Origin of the sequence: Allobosea sp. CRIB-10 (genome assembly GCF_900112185.1) — a bacterium.
Taxonomy (GTDB): domain Bacteria; phylum Pseudomonadota; class Alphaproteobacteria; order Rhizobiales; family Beijerinckiaceae; genus Allobosea.
Genome location: NZ_FOKP01000016.1, coordinates 16,989 through 29,942 on the forward strand (window position 1 = coordinate 16,989; position 12,954 = coordinate 29,942).

At 64.4% G+C, this 12,954-nt stretch carries 12 protein-coding genes and 1 tRNA gene; 10 read left to right on the forward strand and 3 right to left on the reverse strand.

Annotated elements, in window-relative coordinates; all coding sequences use genetic code 11:
- The first annotated feature begins 122 nt into the window (after nucleotides 1-122).
- From BMZ69_RS18995 to BMZ69_RS19010, 4 genes are all read left to right on the forward strand, one after another.
- Complete coding sequence (locus BMZ69_RS18995) at nucleotides 123-392, forward strand: FliM/FliN family flagellar motor switch protein (RefSeq protein WP_092159516.1); 270 nt, start codon at nucleotides 123-125, stop codon at nucleotides 390-392.
- A 123-nt stretch (nucleotides 393-515) separates the two neighbouring features.
- Nucleotides 516-600 (forward strand) — tRNA-Leu (locus BMZ69_RS19000).
- 181 nt (nucleotides 601-781) lie between these two features.
- Nucleotides 782-2,188, forward strand: coding sequence for a magnesium transporter (gene mgtE, locus BMZ69_RS19005; RefSeq protein ID WP_092159524.1), 1,407 nt, complete (start codon nucleotides 782-784; stop codon nucleotides 2,186-2,188).
- Nucleotides 2,189-2,275: 87 nt separating this feature from the next.
- Nucleotides 2,276-3,211: a glycoside hydrolase family 25 protein gene (locus BMZ69_RS19010; protein WP_244543436.1), complete on the forward strand. Its 936-nt coding sequence runs from the start codon at nucleotides 2,276-2,278 to the stop codon at nucleotides 3,209-3,211.
- A 4-nt stretch (nucleotides 3,212-3,215) separates the two neighbouring features.
- On the opposite strand, the gene BMZ69_RS19015 is transcribed toward BMZ69_RS19010, so the two are convergent.
- The gene (locus BMZ69_RS19015) at nucleotides 3,216-3,935 is read right to left on the reverse strand and encodes a CDP-alcohol phosphatidyltransferase family protein (RefSeq protein ID WP_092159527.1); all 720 of its coding nucleotides are present in this window, start codon (nucleotides 3,933-3,935) and stop codon (nucleotides 3,216-3,218) included.
- 105 nt (nucleotides 3,936-4,040) lie between these two features.
- Here BMZ69_RS19015 and BMZ69_RS19020 point away from each other — a divergent pair, with 105 nt between their 5' ends.
- From BMZ69_RS19020 to BMZ69_RS31230, 3 genes are all read left to right on the forward strand, one after another.
- Nucleotides 4,041-5,024 (forward strand): glycoside hydrolase family 25 protein, encoded by a 984-nt coding sequence (locus tag BMZ69_RS19020; protein ID WP_092159528.1) that lies wholly within the window; start codon nucleotides 4,041-4,043, stop codon nucleotides 5,022-5,024.
- A 66-nt stretch (nucleotides 5,025-5,090) separates the two neighbouring features.
- Complete coding sequence (locus BMZ69_RS19025; protein WP_092159529.1) at nucleotides 5,091-6,092, forward strand: CorA family divalent cation transporter; 1,002 nt, start codon at nucleotides 5,091-5,093, stop codon at nucleotides 6,090-6,092.
- Nucleotides 6,093-6,381: 289 nt separating this feature from the next.
- Nucleotides 6,382-6,867, forward strand: coding sequence for a hypothetical protein (locus BMZ69_RS31230; RefSeq protein WP_139219098.1), 486 nt, complete (start codon nucleotides 6,382-6,384; stop codon nucleotides 6,865-6,867).
- Between the two features lie 45 nt (nucleotides 6,868-6,912).
- Here BMZ69_RS31230 and BMZ69_RS19030 read toward each other — a convergent pair whose 3' ends face one another.
- Nucleotides 6,913-8,163: an OmpA family protein gene (locus BMZ69_RS19030; RefSeq protein WP_175506873.1), complete on the reverse strand. Its 1,251-nt coding sequence runs from the start codon at nucleotides 8,161-8,163 to the stop codon at nucleotides 6,913-6,915.
- 186 nt (nucleotides 8,164-8,349) lie between these two features.
- On the opposite strand from BMZ69_RS19030, the gene BMZ69_RS19035 reads away from it, so the two are divergent.
- From BMZ69_RS19035 to BMZ69_RS19045, 3 genes are all read left to right on the forward strand, one after another.
- The gene (locus tag BMZ69_RS19035) at nucleotides 8,350-9,522 is read left to right on the forward strand and encodes an isovaleryl-CoA dehydrogenase (protein ID WP_092159533.1); all 1,173 of its coding nucleotides are present in this window, start codon (nucleotides 8,350-8,352) and stop codon (nucleotides 9,520-9,522) included.
- A 138-nt stretch (nucleotides 9,523-9,660) separates the two neighbouring features.
- Nucleotides 9,661-10,209, forward strand: a complete 549-nt coding sequence (locus BMZ69_RS19040; protein ID WP_092159535.1) for a gamma-glutamylcyclotransferase family protein — start codon at nucleotides 9,661-9,663, stop codon at nucleotides 10,207-10,209.
- Nucleotides 10,210-10,353: 144 nt separating this feature from the next.
- Nucleotides 10,354-10,863, forward strand: a complete 510-nt coding sequence (locus BMZ69_RS19045; protein WP_092159537.1) for a DUF3592 domain-containing protein — start codon at nucleotides 10,354-10,356, stop codon at nucleotides 10,861-10,863.
- A 59-nt stretch (nucleotides 10,864-10,922) separates the two neighbouring features.
- Here the strand turns inward: BMZ69_RS19045 and BMZ69_RS19050 are convergent, their stop codons facing one another.
- Entirely contained in the window at nucleotides 10,923-12,719 is a 1,797-nt protein-coding gene (locus tag BMZ69_RS19050) for an ABC transporter ATP-binding protein (RefSeq protein WP_092159539.1), read from the reverse strand.
- Between the last annotated feature and the right edge of the window lie 235 nt (nucleotides 12,720-12,954).

Sequence of the window (12,954 nt, forward strand, 5' to 3'; positions counted from 1 at the left end):
GTTTGTTCAAGTCTTGGAAACTGGTGTCGCGCCCGTTTCGCTTCGCCGCTGCTCATGCGCCGGTTTCCGCGTCGCTGGCAAGTTCGTGGAATTGTTTTCAGGTAAGTCTGCGGAGGCAGGTTTTGAAGGCCGATCTCGACAACGTCGCGGTAGAGCTCACGGTGGTGCTCGGCTCGGCGCAGATGCCGATCTACAAGCTGCTGCGCATGGGTCGCGGCGCGATCATCGAGCTCAACGCCACCGAGAACGACGAAGTCCAGATCCTCGCCAACAACCACCCCTTCGCCAAAGGCCATGTCGTCGTCGCCGGCACGCGAATCTCGGTCGAGATCACCGAGATGCTGATGCGGCCGACTGTCTACACCCTCGAAACCGTCGCCGACGCCGCCTGAGCCGGGCCTTCCCACAGCCCTGACGATTTTCCTGACTGCGGCTCTTGTAGCCGGGAACTCGATTTGCTAGACCCGCGCCGCTCCGGAGTTCTCCGCCACAGTGCGGCGGCCTTCAGAGCCGCTGCGGTCATGGCGGAATTGGTAGACGCACTACCTTGAGGTGGTAGCGGGGAGACCCGTGGAGGTTCGAGTCCTCTTGACCGCACCAGTTTAGGACGCAGGTCCGCGAAACGGCGATCCCCTCGGGATCGCCGTTTTTCATTGCGGATGCATCGAATCCGCTCCCGGCGCGTTGCCATGAAGCCGGGGCGCTGACACAAGGGCGCTGACGCGTTCCGGCGCGAATCCCCTGCCCCCGAACTCCCTGCCCTCGAATCGCGGAGCGACCCATGGTGGAAGCCGAGCCCGCTCCGGACGGGACGCTGGAGCGCAAGATCCGCGACGACGACGGCGCGATCGACGCCGGATTCGTCGAGCAGGTCTCGCAGGCTGTGCTGCTCTCCGATGTCACCGCCTTGCGGGAGCTCGTCGCCGAACTCCATGAAGCCGATCTCGGCGACCTGATCGAGGCGCTCGACGCCGATGAGCGGCCCAAGCTGATCTCGCTGCTCGGCAACGATTTCGACTTCGCCGCTTTGACCGAGGTCGACGACGCCGTCCGCGAGGAGATTCTCGACGAGCTCTCGCCCGAGACCGTCGCCGAGGGCGTGCGCGATCTCGACACCGACGACGCGGTCTACATCCTCGAAGACCTCGACGAGGCCGACAAGCGCGAGATCCTCGACAAGCTCACGCCGGCCGAGCGCACGGTGCTGCAGCAGGGTCTCGATTATCCCGAAGGTTCGGCCGGGCGGCGCATGCAGCCCGAGGTGATCGCGGTCCCGCCCTTCTGGACCGTCGGCCAGACCATCGATTTCCTGCGCGAGACCGAGGACCTGCCCGAGCGCTTCTTCGAGATCTTCGTCGCCGACCCCAGCCATCATTTCGTCGGCACGGTCCCGCTCGACCGCCTGCTGCGCACCAAGCGCCCGGTCAGCGTCGTCGACCTCGTCGAGGATGATCGCCGCGTCGTCCAGGCGACCGACGATATCGAGGACGTGGCGCGCATGTTCCAGCGCTACAATCTCGTCGCGGCTCCTGTAGTGGATTCGGCCGGACGCCTCGTCGGCGTCATGACCATCGACGACATCGTCGACGTGATCGAGGAAGCCGGCGACGACGACGTCAAGCAGCTCGCCGGCGTCGACGCGGAAGAAGAGATCTCGGATTCGGTGCGCCAGGTCGCGCTCGGCCGCTTCCGCTGGCGCTTCATCAGTCTGATCGCCGCCTTCATCAGCGCCTCCGTGATGGCGATGTTCGAGCAGCAGCTCGGCAAGCTCGTCGCACTCGCCGTGCTCGCCCCGATCGTCGCCAGTCAGGGCGGCAATGCCGCGACCCAGACGATGACGGTCGCGGTGCGCGCGCTCGGCACCGGCGAGCTCGGCGGCTGGAACATGGGCCGCTTCTTCCGGCGCGAGATGATCGTCGGCGTGCTCAATGGCTTCGCCTTCGCGCTGATCACCGCTCTGGTCGCCGGCTTCTGGTTCGGCAATCCGATGCTCGGCGTGGTCATCGGCCTCGCCATGATCGCGACCCTGATCATCGCCGCGCTGGCCGGCGTCGCCGTGCCATTGGCGCTCGACAAGGCCGGCATCGACCCGGCGATCTCGTCGGGCACCTTCGTCACCACCATCACCGACGTGGTCGGCTTCTTCTCCTTTCTGGGCATCGCGACATTGTTGTTGCGGCTGACCTGATAAGACCTGACAGCCAGGGAAAAACCGGTAACGTAAACCGGGCGTCAAGCTTTCTCCATAATTGTTCGAGAAATGACCGCCCGCCGCATGAAATCCTTTTCCCTGGCCCCCTTCGCGCTGCTCGCCGCCCTGACGGCTCTGGGTGGCTGCGTTGCATTGGACAACTACCCCTCCAAGGGCGATGCCCGGCCGCATCCTGGGGTCGAGGCTGCCAGGAGCTATCCGATCCAGGGCATCGACATCTCGCGCTGGCAGGGCGAGATCGACTGGGCCTCGGTCAAGGCCGCCGGCACGCGCTTCGTCTATATCAAGGCGACCGAGGGCGGCGATCACATCGATCCGGCCTTCCTCAGGAACTGGGAAGGCGCCCGCCGCGCAGGCATCCCGCGCGGCGCCTACCATTTCGTCTATTGGTGCCGCCCGGCCCATGAGCAGGCCGTCTGGTTCAAGCAGCACATCCCGAACGATCCCGACGCGTTGCCGCCGGTGCTCGACCTCGAATGGAACGGCCACTCCAAGACCTGCCCGAAGAAGGTCGAGCGCTCGCTGGCGCTGGAGAAGATCCGGCTGATGCTGACCGAACTCGAGCAGCTCACCGGCAAGAAGCCGGTGATCTACACCGACATCACCTTCCACAAGGACATCCTGGAAGGCGAGTTCAACGACTACCCCTACTGGATCCGCTCGACCGCTGCGAAACCCGAGGTCCGCTACCACAACCGGCCCTGGGCCTTCTGGCAGTTCACCACCACCGGCCGCATTCCCGGTATCAAGGGCGATGTCGACCGCAATGCCTTCTATGGCAATGAGGGCGAGTTCGCGGGCTGGCGCGAGGGCCGTTTCGACATCGGCACCAGGACCTGGACCCGCGAGCGCAAGGTGCCACCGCAACCGAGCCCGGGCCCCGAGCACACGCCGGTAGCGACCATGCCGGGCGCCAGCAGGACGGTGGCCGCAGCTGCCTTCCAGCCGGCGCCGCTCGGCCAGGTCGTCGAGGACGAGACGACGCCGGAATCCGAGTGAGCGCCTATCCGCGCGGCACCCTGGCGCGCGCCAGCCCGAGCCCGACGAAATAGCAGGCCGCCAAGGCAAGGCCGGCCTTGCTCCAGATATCCGGCACCATGCCCTGCCAGAGCGTCGCCCCCGCCGCGATCGCCCATACCCCCAGCATCGCCATTGTCAGCCCGCGCCAGCGCCGCACGCGCACCGGGTGCACGAACACGACCGGCAGGAACATCAGCGCGGTCGCGATCATGATGACCGCCAGCGCCAGCGAGGACGGCGGCGCGAAGGCGACGATGTAGAACACGACGATGTTCCAGACCGCCGGGAAGCCGCGGAACCACCAGTCATCGGTCTTCATGCCGGTGTCGGCGAAATAGAGCGCGCTCGCCAACGTCACGACGAGACCGGCGATCACGCCATAGGGCTGCGTCATCACCTCCGGCCGCAGCAGCATCGCCGCCGGCACGAAGACATAGGTGACGAAATCGACGACGAGGTCGAGCTGCGCTCCGTCATAACGCCGCGCCCGCTCCGTCACGGCGAAGCGCCGTGCCAGCGGCCCGTCGACCGCATCGACCACCAGCGCCACGCCGAGCCAGACGAAAGCCTGGGTGAGATCGCCCGTGAACACCGCCTGCAACGCCAGGAAGCCGAGCGCGGCACCGAGTGCGGTCAGCACATGCACACCATAGGCCAGGATCTTGCTGCCTTTGCCTTCCCCCTCTCCGCCGGAATCGTCCATCGCCAGCCTCCCGCCGGTTAACCAAGCCTGAAGCCGGTCGCTCGAATGCTAACCACCTCTTAACCTGGCGGCCGCCTATCGTTGTCTCGCGAACAGGAGACAAGCATGGCGCCCCGCGCTGAGACCAGACCAGAAGCGCGGCGCATGGCGAAATCCACCGGTCGGCTGGCGATCTGCGCCCTGCTCGGCCTGTTCGGCGCCGAGCCGGCCTTGGCGCTCTATCCCAAGAAAGGCGATTCGGACCCCCATGGCGGCGTACGCGATGCGCGCCGCCGCGTCATCCAGGGCATCGACGTCTCGCGCTGGCAGGACGAGATCGACTGGCAGAAGGTCAAGGACGCCGGCACCCGCTTCGCCTTCATCAAGGCGACCGAGGGCGGCGACCATCTCGACCCGATGTTCCGCAAGAACTGGGCCGGGGCGAAGGCGGCCGGCGTGCCGCGCGGCGCCTACCATTTCGTCTACTGGTGCCGCCCGGCCAAGGACCAGGTTCGCTGGTTCAGGCGCCACATCCCGCGTGATCCCGACGCCCTGCCGCCGGTGCTCGACGTCGAGTGGAACGGCGAATCCGCCAAATGCGGCAAGAAGATCCCGCGCGAGAAGGCGCTCGCCAAGATCCGCGAGATGCTGAAGGGCCTGCAGGAGCACACCGGCAAGAAGCCGATCATCTATACCGACATCACCTTCCACGAGGACGTGCTGGAAGGGCAGTTCAACGACCATCCCTACTGGCTGCGCTCGACCGCCGCTCCGCTGCACCACCGCTATGAGCGCAAGCAGTGGGAGTTCTGGCAATTCACCACCACCGGCCGCGTTCCCGGCATCACCGGCGATGTCGACCGCAACGCCTTCTTCGGCTCCGAGCACGAATTCGCCGCCTGGCGCGACGGCCGCTATGACATCGGCGCCCGCAAATGGCGTGGCGGCGAGCCCAAGGTCGCGACCACGCCCAAGCCGCCGGCCACCCCGGCCGGCCTGCGCACGCCGAAGGCAGCTGGCGCCACGCCGCTCAAATTCCTGCCGCCGGGCAGGATCCCGCGCTCGGCGCGCGCCGAGGTTGCGACCACCGGATCGATCGCCCGAGACTGACGCCGTCGCAAAACCGTCATCTGCCGGTGCTGATGCAGACGGATGTTTCTTTGAATTGGACGCCCCGTGCCGCTCCCGCCGGATATCCAGTCGCAGACCGGCATCGTCTGGGCCTATCGCTTCGCCGCCGACGGCACGCCGACGCTGATGCCGCGCAACGAAGCGCCGACGCTCACGCCGGAAGACGGTTTCGTCTGGCTGCACCTCGACCTCGTTCACACCAGGGCGCAGGCCTGGATCGACGAGCGCAAGGAGCTGCCTCCGGCGGCGCGTGAGCTCCTGCTCTCGCGCGAGACGCATCAGCGGCTCGACCATACCGGCAGCCTGGTCTGGGGCATCGCCCATGACCTGACCCGCGACATAGTCGACCGCACCGACACGATCGGGACGCTGGCCTGGGCCGTCGGCGAGCGCTTCCTTTTGACCGGACGGCGCGAGGCGCTGCAATCGGTGCGCAAGGCGGTCGAGGCGCTCAATGCCGGCGAGCGGATCGCTTCGCCGGCCGAGCTCTTCGAGCATCTGATCGAATATCTGATCGACGACGTCACCGACGCGGTCGTCAGGCTCTCGGACGAGACCGACAGCGTCGAGGACCAGATCCTGCTCGACCGGCTCGAGGACGGCCCGCAGCGGGTCGGCGCCGTGCGCCGCTCGGCCGTGCAGCTGCACCGCCAGCTCGCCGGTCTGCACCTGCTGTTCCGGCGTTTCGCCGAGACGCCTTCCGGACGCTCGGCGCCGGAAGCGGTGCGGGCGAGCGCGCTGCGGCTGCTGCTGCGGGTCGACACGCTGCGCCAGGACATCCAGTCGGTACAGGACCGCGCCCGCCTGCTCCAGGACGAGATCGCCGTGCGCTCGGCCAACCAGACCAACCGGCAGCTTTATGTGCTCTCCATCCTGACGGCGCTGTTCCTGCCGGCGACCTTCATCACCGGCCTGTTCGGCATCAATGTGAAGGGATTGCCCTGGGTTGAATGGGACCTCGGCGCCGGCTTCGTCGCCCTCGCCTGCCTCGCCGCCTCGATGCTGACCCTGTTCCTGCTCAGGCGGCGCGGGGTGATCGGGCGGTAGGGCAGACGGCGAGCCTGCGGCTCTGGCTACGCGACGCGAACAATCTCATCCTCGCGGCATGGAACCCGTAGATCGCTGCCACGCGGCGCTCACTGACTCGGCATCAGGCGTACCCGATCGACGTGCTCGACTCACCATCGGACATCACCTACCGTCACCAGGCACGAATTTGTACGCAGGCACGGTGCGAGACGACGCCGGAAGCGACAGCAAGTACAGCGATTTGCCGGATAATGATTTTACTCGGGAGACAGGACCGCCTGCGGCGCGCGTAATCTTGGAGGAACCAATGTATACTTTGGCTGGATGCATCGAAAACCGATCACTCCTTGGCATATATTGCGCCTACTCGGCTCCAAACCCTAATGGCGGCGACGATATTTGGAAGGTTTCAATACTCAATCCAGGCCGGGCTTCCGATGGAGTTGATATTGATTACATTCGTACAACAGACGACAGGAACTATCTCTGTTGGGCCGGGGGGTTCGGCGGAATTGTCAAAAACCCTGCCTGGAAATCGAACAACTGGATTAAAGTTCGTCAACTCGTGACGACGGAAATTCAACTTGATCGAAACCGACCAAAACTTGGCTTTCTCTATATGATGGTTACCATCTTCGGCACGCCCGCAGACGCATTGCGGGAAGCGAAATCATATGATGGCGGCTGGAGAGAAGCATCTCGCGGAACAGCTGCCGTTAAAGGCGCAATTTCAGAATGGGAAGATTTGATCAAAAACGGACCGATTTCACAATTGCCGACTCGATATCTTTAGATCGCGACATGATCCAACGAATCATAGCGCTCGATCCGAGGACGCTCACGGTTTCTTTGTGAGCGTATCGGCACGATCCAGAACTGAGACTATGCTGTCATGAATCTTCGGTTGCGCCAGCTTCGAACAGTCACGGTGCATATCGTTTACATCCGTACTGATGATCGAAATTGTCAAATCAACATCGACCATTCCGTCAATCGAGCCATGAATTTCCTTTTGATCCATTTTACTACTGTATATTGTGACATTTCTGAACAATAGATCTTCTTTGTCATTACCTTTGGTTTGAAAAAAATTCTGCGTTTGACCGGCAGCTATTTTTCCCGCATTGAATGCGGGGGTTGGAAGCTTGGCCGTTCCTTTCGGAAAGGTCATCGGTCTGGCGTCAGGAGGGAAGAACGCCGCGTCCGAGACCGCGAGATAGGTGATGCCGAAACCCGCTGCATCCATCTCCTGTGCCATCTCGATCGCATTGCGACCGCCGGAACTCGCCCCGAAAATGCAGACCACACCGAGATCGTCGGCGCCGCGCAGCTTCCGGATCTCATCCAAAAGATCGGAGCGGGTTTTGGCGGTAGCTTTTCCGAATCCTGTCGTCTGGTGGCCGAGCCGGTGAAGCTTACGGTTCGGCAAGGCCTTGTATTTCTGAGCAGTTGCAATCACCTTATCGGGGACCACATTGTCCGGATCTATTTTCTTTGGATTATCAAGAACGCCGGAAAATCGAACAATGAAATCGGCAATGTTCTTTTGCGGCGCCGGTTTTGGCGGTGCTTTTTGGATCTGAATGATCACGCCGCGAAAAGTCTCGTCATTGGTATCGTTCTTGATGCCTGCGCCGCGCGCCAAGGCTTCGCCATGCCCGGAAGACCCGATCAGAGTGAATTTGTTCGGAGACTCTTTGCGGAGAAAATCGAGAACATTAGCGACACGGCGATCCGACAGAGCGATGTTGTGCTCGTCTGAGCCGGTCGTATCCGTTATCCCCTGGATCGCAATGCTGGCTCCTGCTTTGAGTTCGGAGACGACATTGCGCCGCAGGAAGGTTTGATGCTCGCTCTTCAGCTGGTCCCCGTCGATGTCGAAGTTGAAGATCAGAAATCCGTCGAATCCCGACAGGGGGCGCCCCTTGCCTGGCCCGGTTGGCTTTGCTGCCATCGTCGTACCCTGCGGAAGATGCGGGATTGGGCAATTCAAATCGGTGGCCGGCATAGGCAGACGGCGACTATGTGAGGACGCAGACGCGAAGTAAACTGCAAGCGCGCCCTGCAAACGGCCGTTCGGCGCAGCCATTGGCGGGCGAACTCGGTACAACCCAGTCGGCACAACGCAGAAGGCTTCTGCGGGCGCGTCACAGCTTTGCCATGCCGATGCGAGCATGGGCATCCGCGCAGGGCGGAGATCGAGTCTCACCCGCTGACTTGGCCGCCAACCGCGCTATAACCGGGCAAACGCTCCGATCCGAGCCGGGAGGACATCATGCTCGCCAACGCGCCCCGCCCCTTCAATTTCGACCTCGGCGAGACCGCCGACGCGATCCGCGACACCGTCCATGCCTTCGCGCAGGAGAAGATCGCCCCGCGCGCCGAGGAGATCGACCGAACCAACCAGTTCCCGCGCGATCTCTGGCCTGAGATGGGTGCGCTCGGCCTGCACGGCATCACCGTCCCGGAGGAATATGGCGGCGCCGGCCTCGGCTATCTCGAGCATTGCGTCGCGATCGAGGAGGTCAGCCGCGCCTCCGCCTCGGTCGGCCTCAGCTATGGCGCCCACTCCAATCTCTGCGTCAACCAGATCGCTCGCAACGGCAACGATGCGCAAAAGCGGAAGTATCTGCCCAAGCTGATCTCCGGCGAGCATGTCGGTGCGCTCGCCATGTCGGAGCCGGGCTCGGGCTCCGATGTCGTCTCGATGAAGACCAAGGCGGTCAGGAAGGGTGACCGCTATGTCCTGACCGGCAACAAGATGTGGATCACCAACGGCCCGATCGCCGAGACTTTGGTGGTCTATGCCAAGACTGATCCGGAAGCCGGTCCCAAGGGCATCACCGCCTTCCTGATCGAGAAGGGCATGAAGGGTTTCTCGACCCATCAGAAGCTCGACAAGCTCGGCATGCGCGGCTCCGACACCTGCGAGCTCGTCTTCGAGGACTGCGAGGTTCCCGAGGAGAACGTGCTCGGCTCGGTCGGCCGCGGCGTCAACGTGCTGATGAGCGGGCTCGACTATGAGCGCGTCGTGCTCTCGGCCGGCCCGCTCGGCATCATGCAGGCGGCGATGGACATCGTCCTGCCCTATATCCACGAGCGCAAGCAGTTCGGCCAGTCGATCGGCGAGTTCCAGCTCGTCCAGGGCAAGGTCGCCGACATGTATGTCGCGATGAACTCGTGCAAGGCCTATGTCTACGCCGTCGCCAAGGCCTGCGACCGGGCCGAGACAACCCGCGAGGACGCCGCCGGCGCCATCCTGATCGCCGCCGAGAAGGCGACGCAGCTCGCCCTCGACGCGATCCAGCTGCTCGGCGGCAACGGCTACATCAACGACTACCCGACCGGGCGCCTGCTGCGCGACGCCAAGCTCTACGAGATCGGCGCCGGCACCAGCGAGATCCGCCGCATGCTGATCGGGCGCGAATTGTTCAACAAGACGAGGTGACGCGCTCGCAGGGCGCGTCATGCTCGGGCTTGACCCGAGCATCTCGGGACGAGAAGCCTGCGCGGACAACAAGCGCCCTCCCGTCCTGAGATTCTCGGGTCTGCGCTTCGCTCCGCCCGAGAATGACGTGGTGCCGACATGCCCCTCTACTTCGCCTATGGCGCCAATATGGACGTCGCCGGCATGCGCGAGCGCTGTCCGCGCTCGACGGCGCTCGGCCTCGCCCGCCTGCCGCGCCACCGCTTCATCATCACCACGGACGGCTATGCCTCGGTGCTCCGCGACCCGCGCGAAAGCGTCCATGGCGTGCTCTGGGATTGCGCGCTCGGCGATATCCGCACGCTCGACAAGTTCGAGGAGCTCGCCAGCGGCCTCTATATCAAGATCAACCAGCCGGTCGTGGTCGAGGGTGGCGCCAAGCGCGCGCTGATCTATGTCGGGCGCAGCGCGCAGATCGGAAAGCCCCGCCCAGGCTATCTCGAAAGCGTCATCGCCAGCGCCAGAAACTGGGCTTTGCCAGAGACTTACCTTACCGGCATGACTCGCTTTCTGAGCAAGCCGATTCCGGATGGCAAGTCGTTGAATCAGGACATGAGCGAACAGCCGCCGGCCGGCCCGGTCGCCGGCGTCAGGCCGCGCGCCGCCGCGCCGAGCTCGGCGATCCGGGCCGGAAAAGCCTCCGAATAGTTCGACTTTCGAAAGATTGACGCTCGCGCATGCACGCCATGCGCGAGGCCTTCCTACCTGCGAAAATCGCGCTGGCCCGGACAGGCGGCAGCGTCCGGAGGCAGCTCCGGGCTCCTTTCTCGAACTGTCTCGATGGAGGCCCCAATGAGCGGAATCGTCGGCTGGATCACCGGCAAGATCAAATGGCTGCTGCTGATCGCAGCGATTGGAGGACCAGTCCTCGCCTTCTTCAGCTGGCAGGATGGCGAGCGCGTCAGGACGATCGCAGCCAAGGGCATCGAGGCGCAGGCCTCGGTCGAGGGCGCGACCCGCACCAAGCGCCGCCGCGGCGGCACCAGCTACAGCGTCGACCTCGCCTGGAAGGATGCCACCGGCAAGGATCGCACGGCCGAGAAGATCTCGGTCTCGACCCAGTTCGCCAACCGCATCATCAGCAACGACAAGCTCACCGTCGATACGCTGAAGATCAAGTATCTGCCGGACGAGCCCGGCAAGGATGCGGTAATCATCGCCGACGATGCCGCCAAGCAGGCCGACCAGGACAGCGAGATGATCTATGTCGGCGCCGGAGCCGGCGCGATCGGCATCCTCGGCTCGGGCCTGTTCTTCTTGCTCGGTCGCCGTCGCTCGGACAGCGAAGAGCAGGCCGCCTGATCGTAACGATCTCGACATGAAAAAGGGCCGCTCGCGCGGCCCTTTCCGTTTGCGTGGGGTCAGTCCACCAGCCCCTTGGCCAGCTCGCTGACCTGCTTCTCGAACAGTGCCCGGTAGATGCCGCCGTCATGGCTCAGCAGCGCCTCATGCCGGCCCTCTTCCACGACCTTGCCGCGGTCGAAGACCAGGATGCGGTCCATGGCGCGCACCGTCGAGAGCCGGTGGGCGATGACGATGGTGGTGCGGCCTTCCATCAGCCGCTCCATCGCCTCCTGGATCAGCGCCTCCGATTCCGAATCGAGGCTCGAGGTCGCCTCGTCCAGGATCAGGATCGGCGCATCGGCCAGGAAGGCCCGCGCCAGCGCCACCCTCTGCCGCTCGCCGCCCGAGAGCTTGACGCCGCGCTCGCCGACGAGCGTGCCGTAGCCCTTGGGCAGGCGCATGATGAACTCATGCGCATTGGCGAGCTTCGCCGCCTGCTCGATCTGCGCCAGGCTGGCGCCGGGCCGGCCATAGGCGATGTTCTCCGCCAGCGAGCGGTGGAACAGCACCGGCTCCTGCTGGACGATCGCGATCTGCGCCCGCAGACTGGCCTGCGTCGCCGAGGCGATGTCGCGCCCGTCGATTGCGATGCGCCCGTCGGTGACGTCGTAGAGACGCTGCACTAGCTTGACGAAGGTGGTCTTGCCGGAGCCGGAGCGCCCGACCAGGCCGACCTTCTCGCCCGCTTTGATCGTCAGCGAGAAATCGCGATAGAGCGGTTCGATGTGGCCTCCATAGTGGAAGGTCACCCGCTCGAAGGCGATCTCGCCGGCGGTCACGTCCATCGCCGAAGCACCCGGACGATCCGGCACGCCGAAGGGCAGCGCATGCATCGCGACCAGCTCCTCCATGTCGTTCACCGAACGCTGGAGGTTGTGCACGTGCTGGCCGACATCGCGCAGATAGCCATGCACCACGGCATAGCTGGTCAGCACGAAGGCGACGTCGCCGGGCGAGGCCTGGCCATTGGCCCAGAGCCAGATCACCAAGCCGATCACCGCGGCCCGCAGGGCCAGCAGCACGACCTGCTGCGCGGTACCCGACCAGGTTCCACGCACCCAGGTTCGCCGCGTCCGCCCGGCCCACTTCGCCAGCACGCCCGAGAGACGGCTGTCCTCGCGGGTCTCGGCGCCAAAGGCCTTGACCACCGGGTTGCACGAGATCGAGTCGGCCAGCGCGCCGCCCAGCCTGGTGTCCCAGCTGTTGGCGAGCGTCGCCGCCGGCGCGACGAAGCGCAGCGACAGCACCATCGTCACGGCGCAGTAGATCACCGCGCCGGCAAAGACGACCGCGCCCATCGCCGGCCAATGCCAGGCCAACAGCACCGTCGTGCCAAGCAACACGATCAGCGAGGGAAGCAACGCGATCACGATCGTGTCGGTCAGCAGGTCGAGCGCCCACATGCCGCGTGTGATCTTGCGTACTGTCGAGCCAGCAAAGTTGTTGGCGTGCCAGTCGGTAGAGAAGCGCTGCAGGCGAGCGAACGCCTCGCGCGCCACGTCGCTCATGGTGCGCAGCGTCATCGCGGTGATGCCGATGAAGGACAGGTGCCGGAAGAACACCGTGCCTGCCCCGAGCGCGATTATCATGGCGAGCGCGACGAGCGCGGCATTGAGCCCGCTCACCTTCTCGCCTGCGACGGCATCGACCAGCCGCCCGGCATAGAGCGGCATGAACAGGTCGGCCGCGGTCGCCGCCATCACCGTGAAGACGACCCCTGCGACACGCCAGCGCTGGCGACCCCAATGCGAAAATGTGAAGCCGAGAACGGCACGGAACGGCTCCTGCCGCTCCGTCTTGGGAGAAAGAGACATGAAAGCATCCGGTCCCGAGAGACCGGCTCCAAATTCAGGCGAAGCGCAGCAAAGGCCGCGGCTTCAGAAAACAAGTTTGGAAATGATGGCTCGGGCCGCCGAAGAGGCGGGCCTCGTGCTGATCCGACCTAGTGGCGGCGGGACCGCATGGCGGGAGCGACGATGGTTGCGAATTCCATTCAGCCCTCCCTTTCCTGAGTTGGAGCCAAGGCAGGCAAGATGCCCGATGCCCGCC

What these genes read in the sequence shown, in the direction of transcription:
- BMZ69_RS19015 (WP_092159527.1), bottom strand. Translation starts at nt 3,935, where the DNA reads ATGGACGATTCCGGCGGAGAGGGGGAAGGCAAAGGCAGCAAGATCCTG.
- BMZ69_RS19020 (WP_092159528.1), top strand. Translation starts at nt 4,041, where the DNA reads ATGGCGCCCCGCGCTGAGACCAGACCAGAAGCGCGGCGCATGGCGAAA.
- BMZ69_RS31230 (WP_139219098.1), top strand. Translation starts at nt 6,382, where the DNA reads ATGTATACTTTGGCTGGATGCATCGAAAACCGATCACTCCTTGGCATA.
- BMZ69_RS19040 (WP_092159535.1), top strand. Translation starts at nt 9,661, where the DNA reads ATGCCCCTCTACTTCGCCTATGGCGCCAATATGGACGTCGCCGGCATG.
- mgtE (WP_092159524.1), top strand. Translation starts at nt 782, where the DNA reads ATGGTGGAAGCCGAGCCCGCTCCGGACGGGACGCTGGAGCGCAAGATC.
- BMZ69_RS19035 (WP_092159533.1), top strand. Translation starts at nt 8,350, where the DNA reads ATGCTCGCCAACGCGCCCCGCCCCTTCAATTTCGACCTCGGCGAGACC.
- BMZ69_RS19010 (WP_244543436.1), top strand. Translation starts at nt 2,276, where the DNA reads ATGAAATCCTTTTCCCTGGCCCCCTTCGCGCTGCTCGCCGCCCTGACG.
- BMZ69_RS19030 (WP_175506873.1), bottom strand. Translation starts at nt 8,163, where the DNA reads ATGGCTGCGCCGAACGGCCGTTTGCAGGGCGCGCTTGCAGTTTACTTC.
- BMZ69_RS19045 (WP_092159537.1), top strand. Translation starts at nt 10,354, where the DNA reads ATGAGCGGAATCGTCGGCTGGATCACCGGCAAGATCAAATGGCTGCTG.
- BMZ69_RS19050 (WP_092159539.1), bottom strand. Translation starts at nt 12,719, where the DNA reads ATGTCTCTTTCTCCCAAGACGGAGCGGCAGGAGCCGTTCCGTGCCGTT.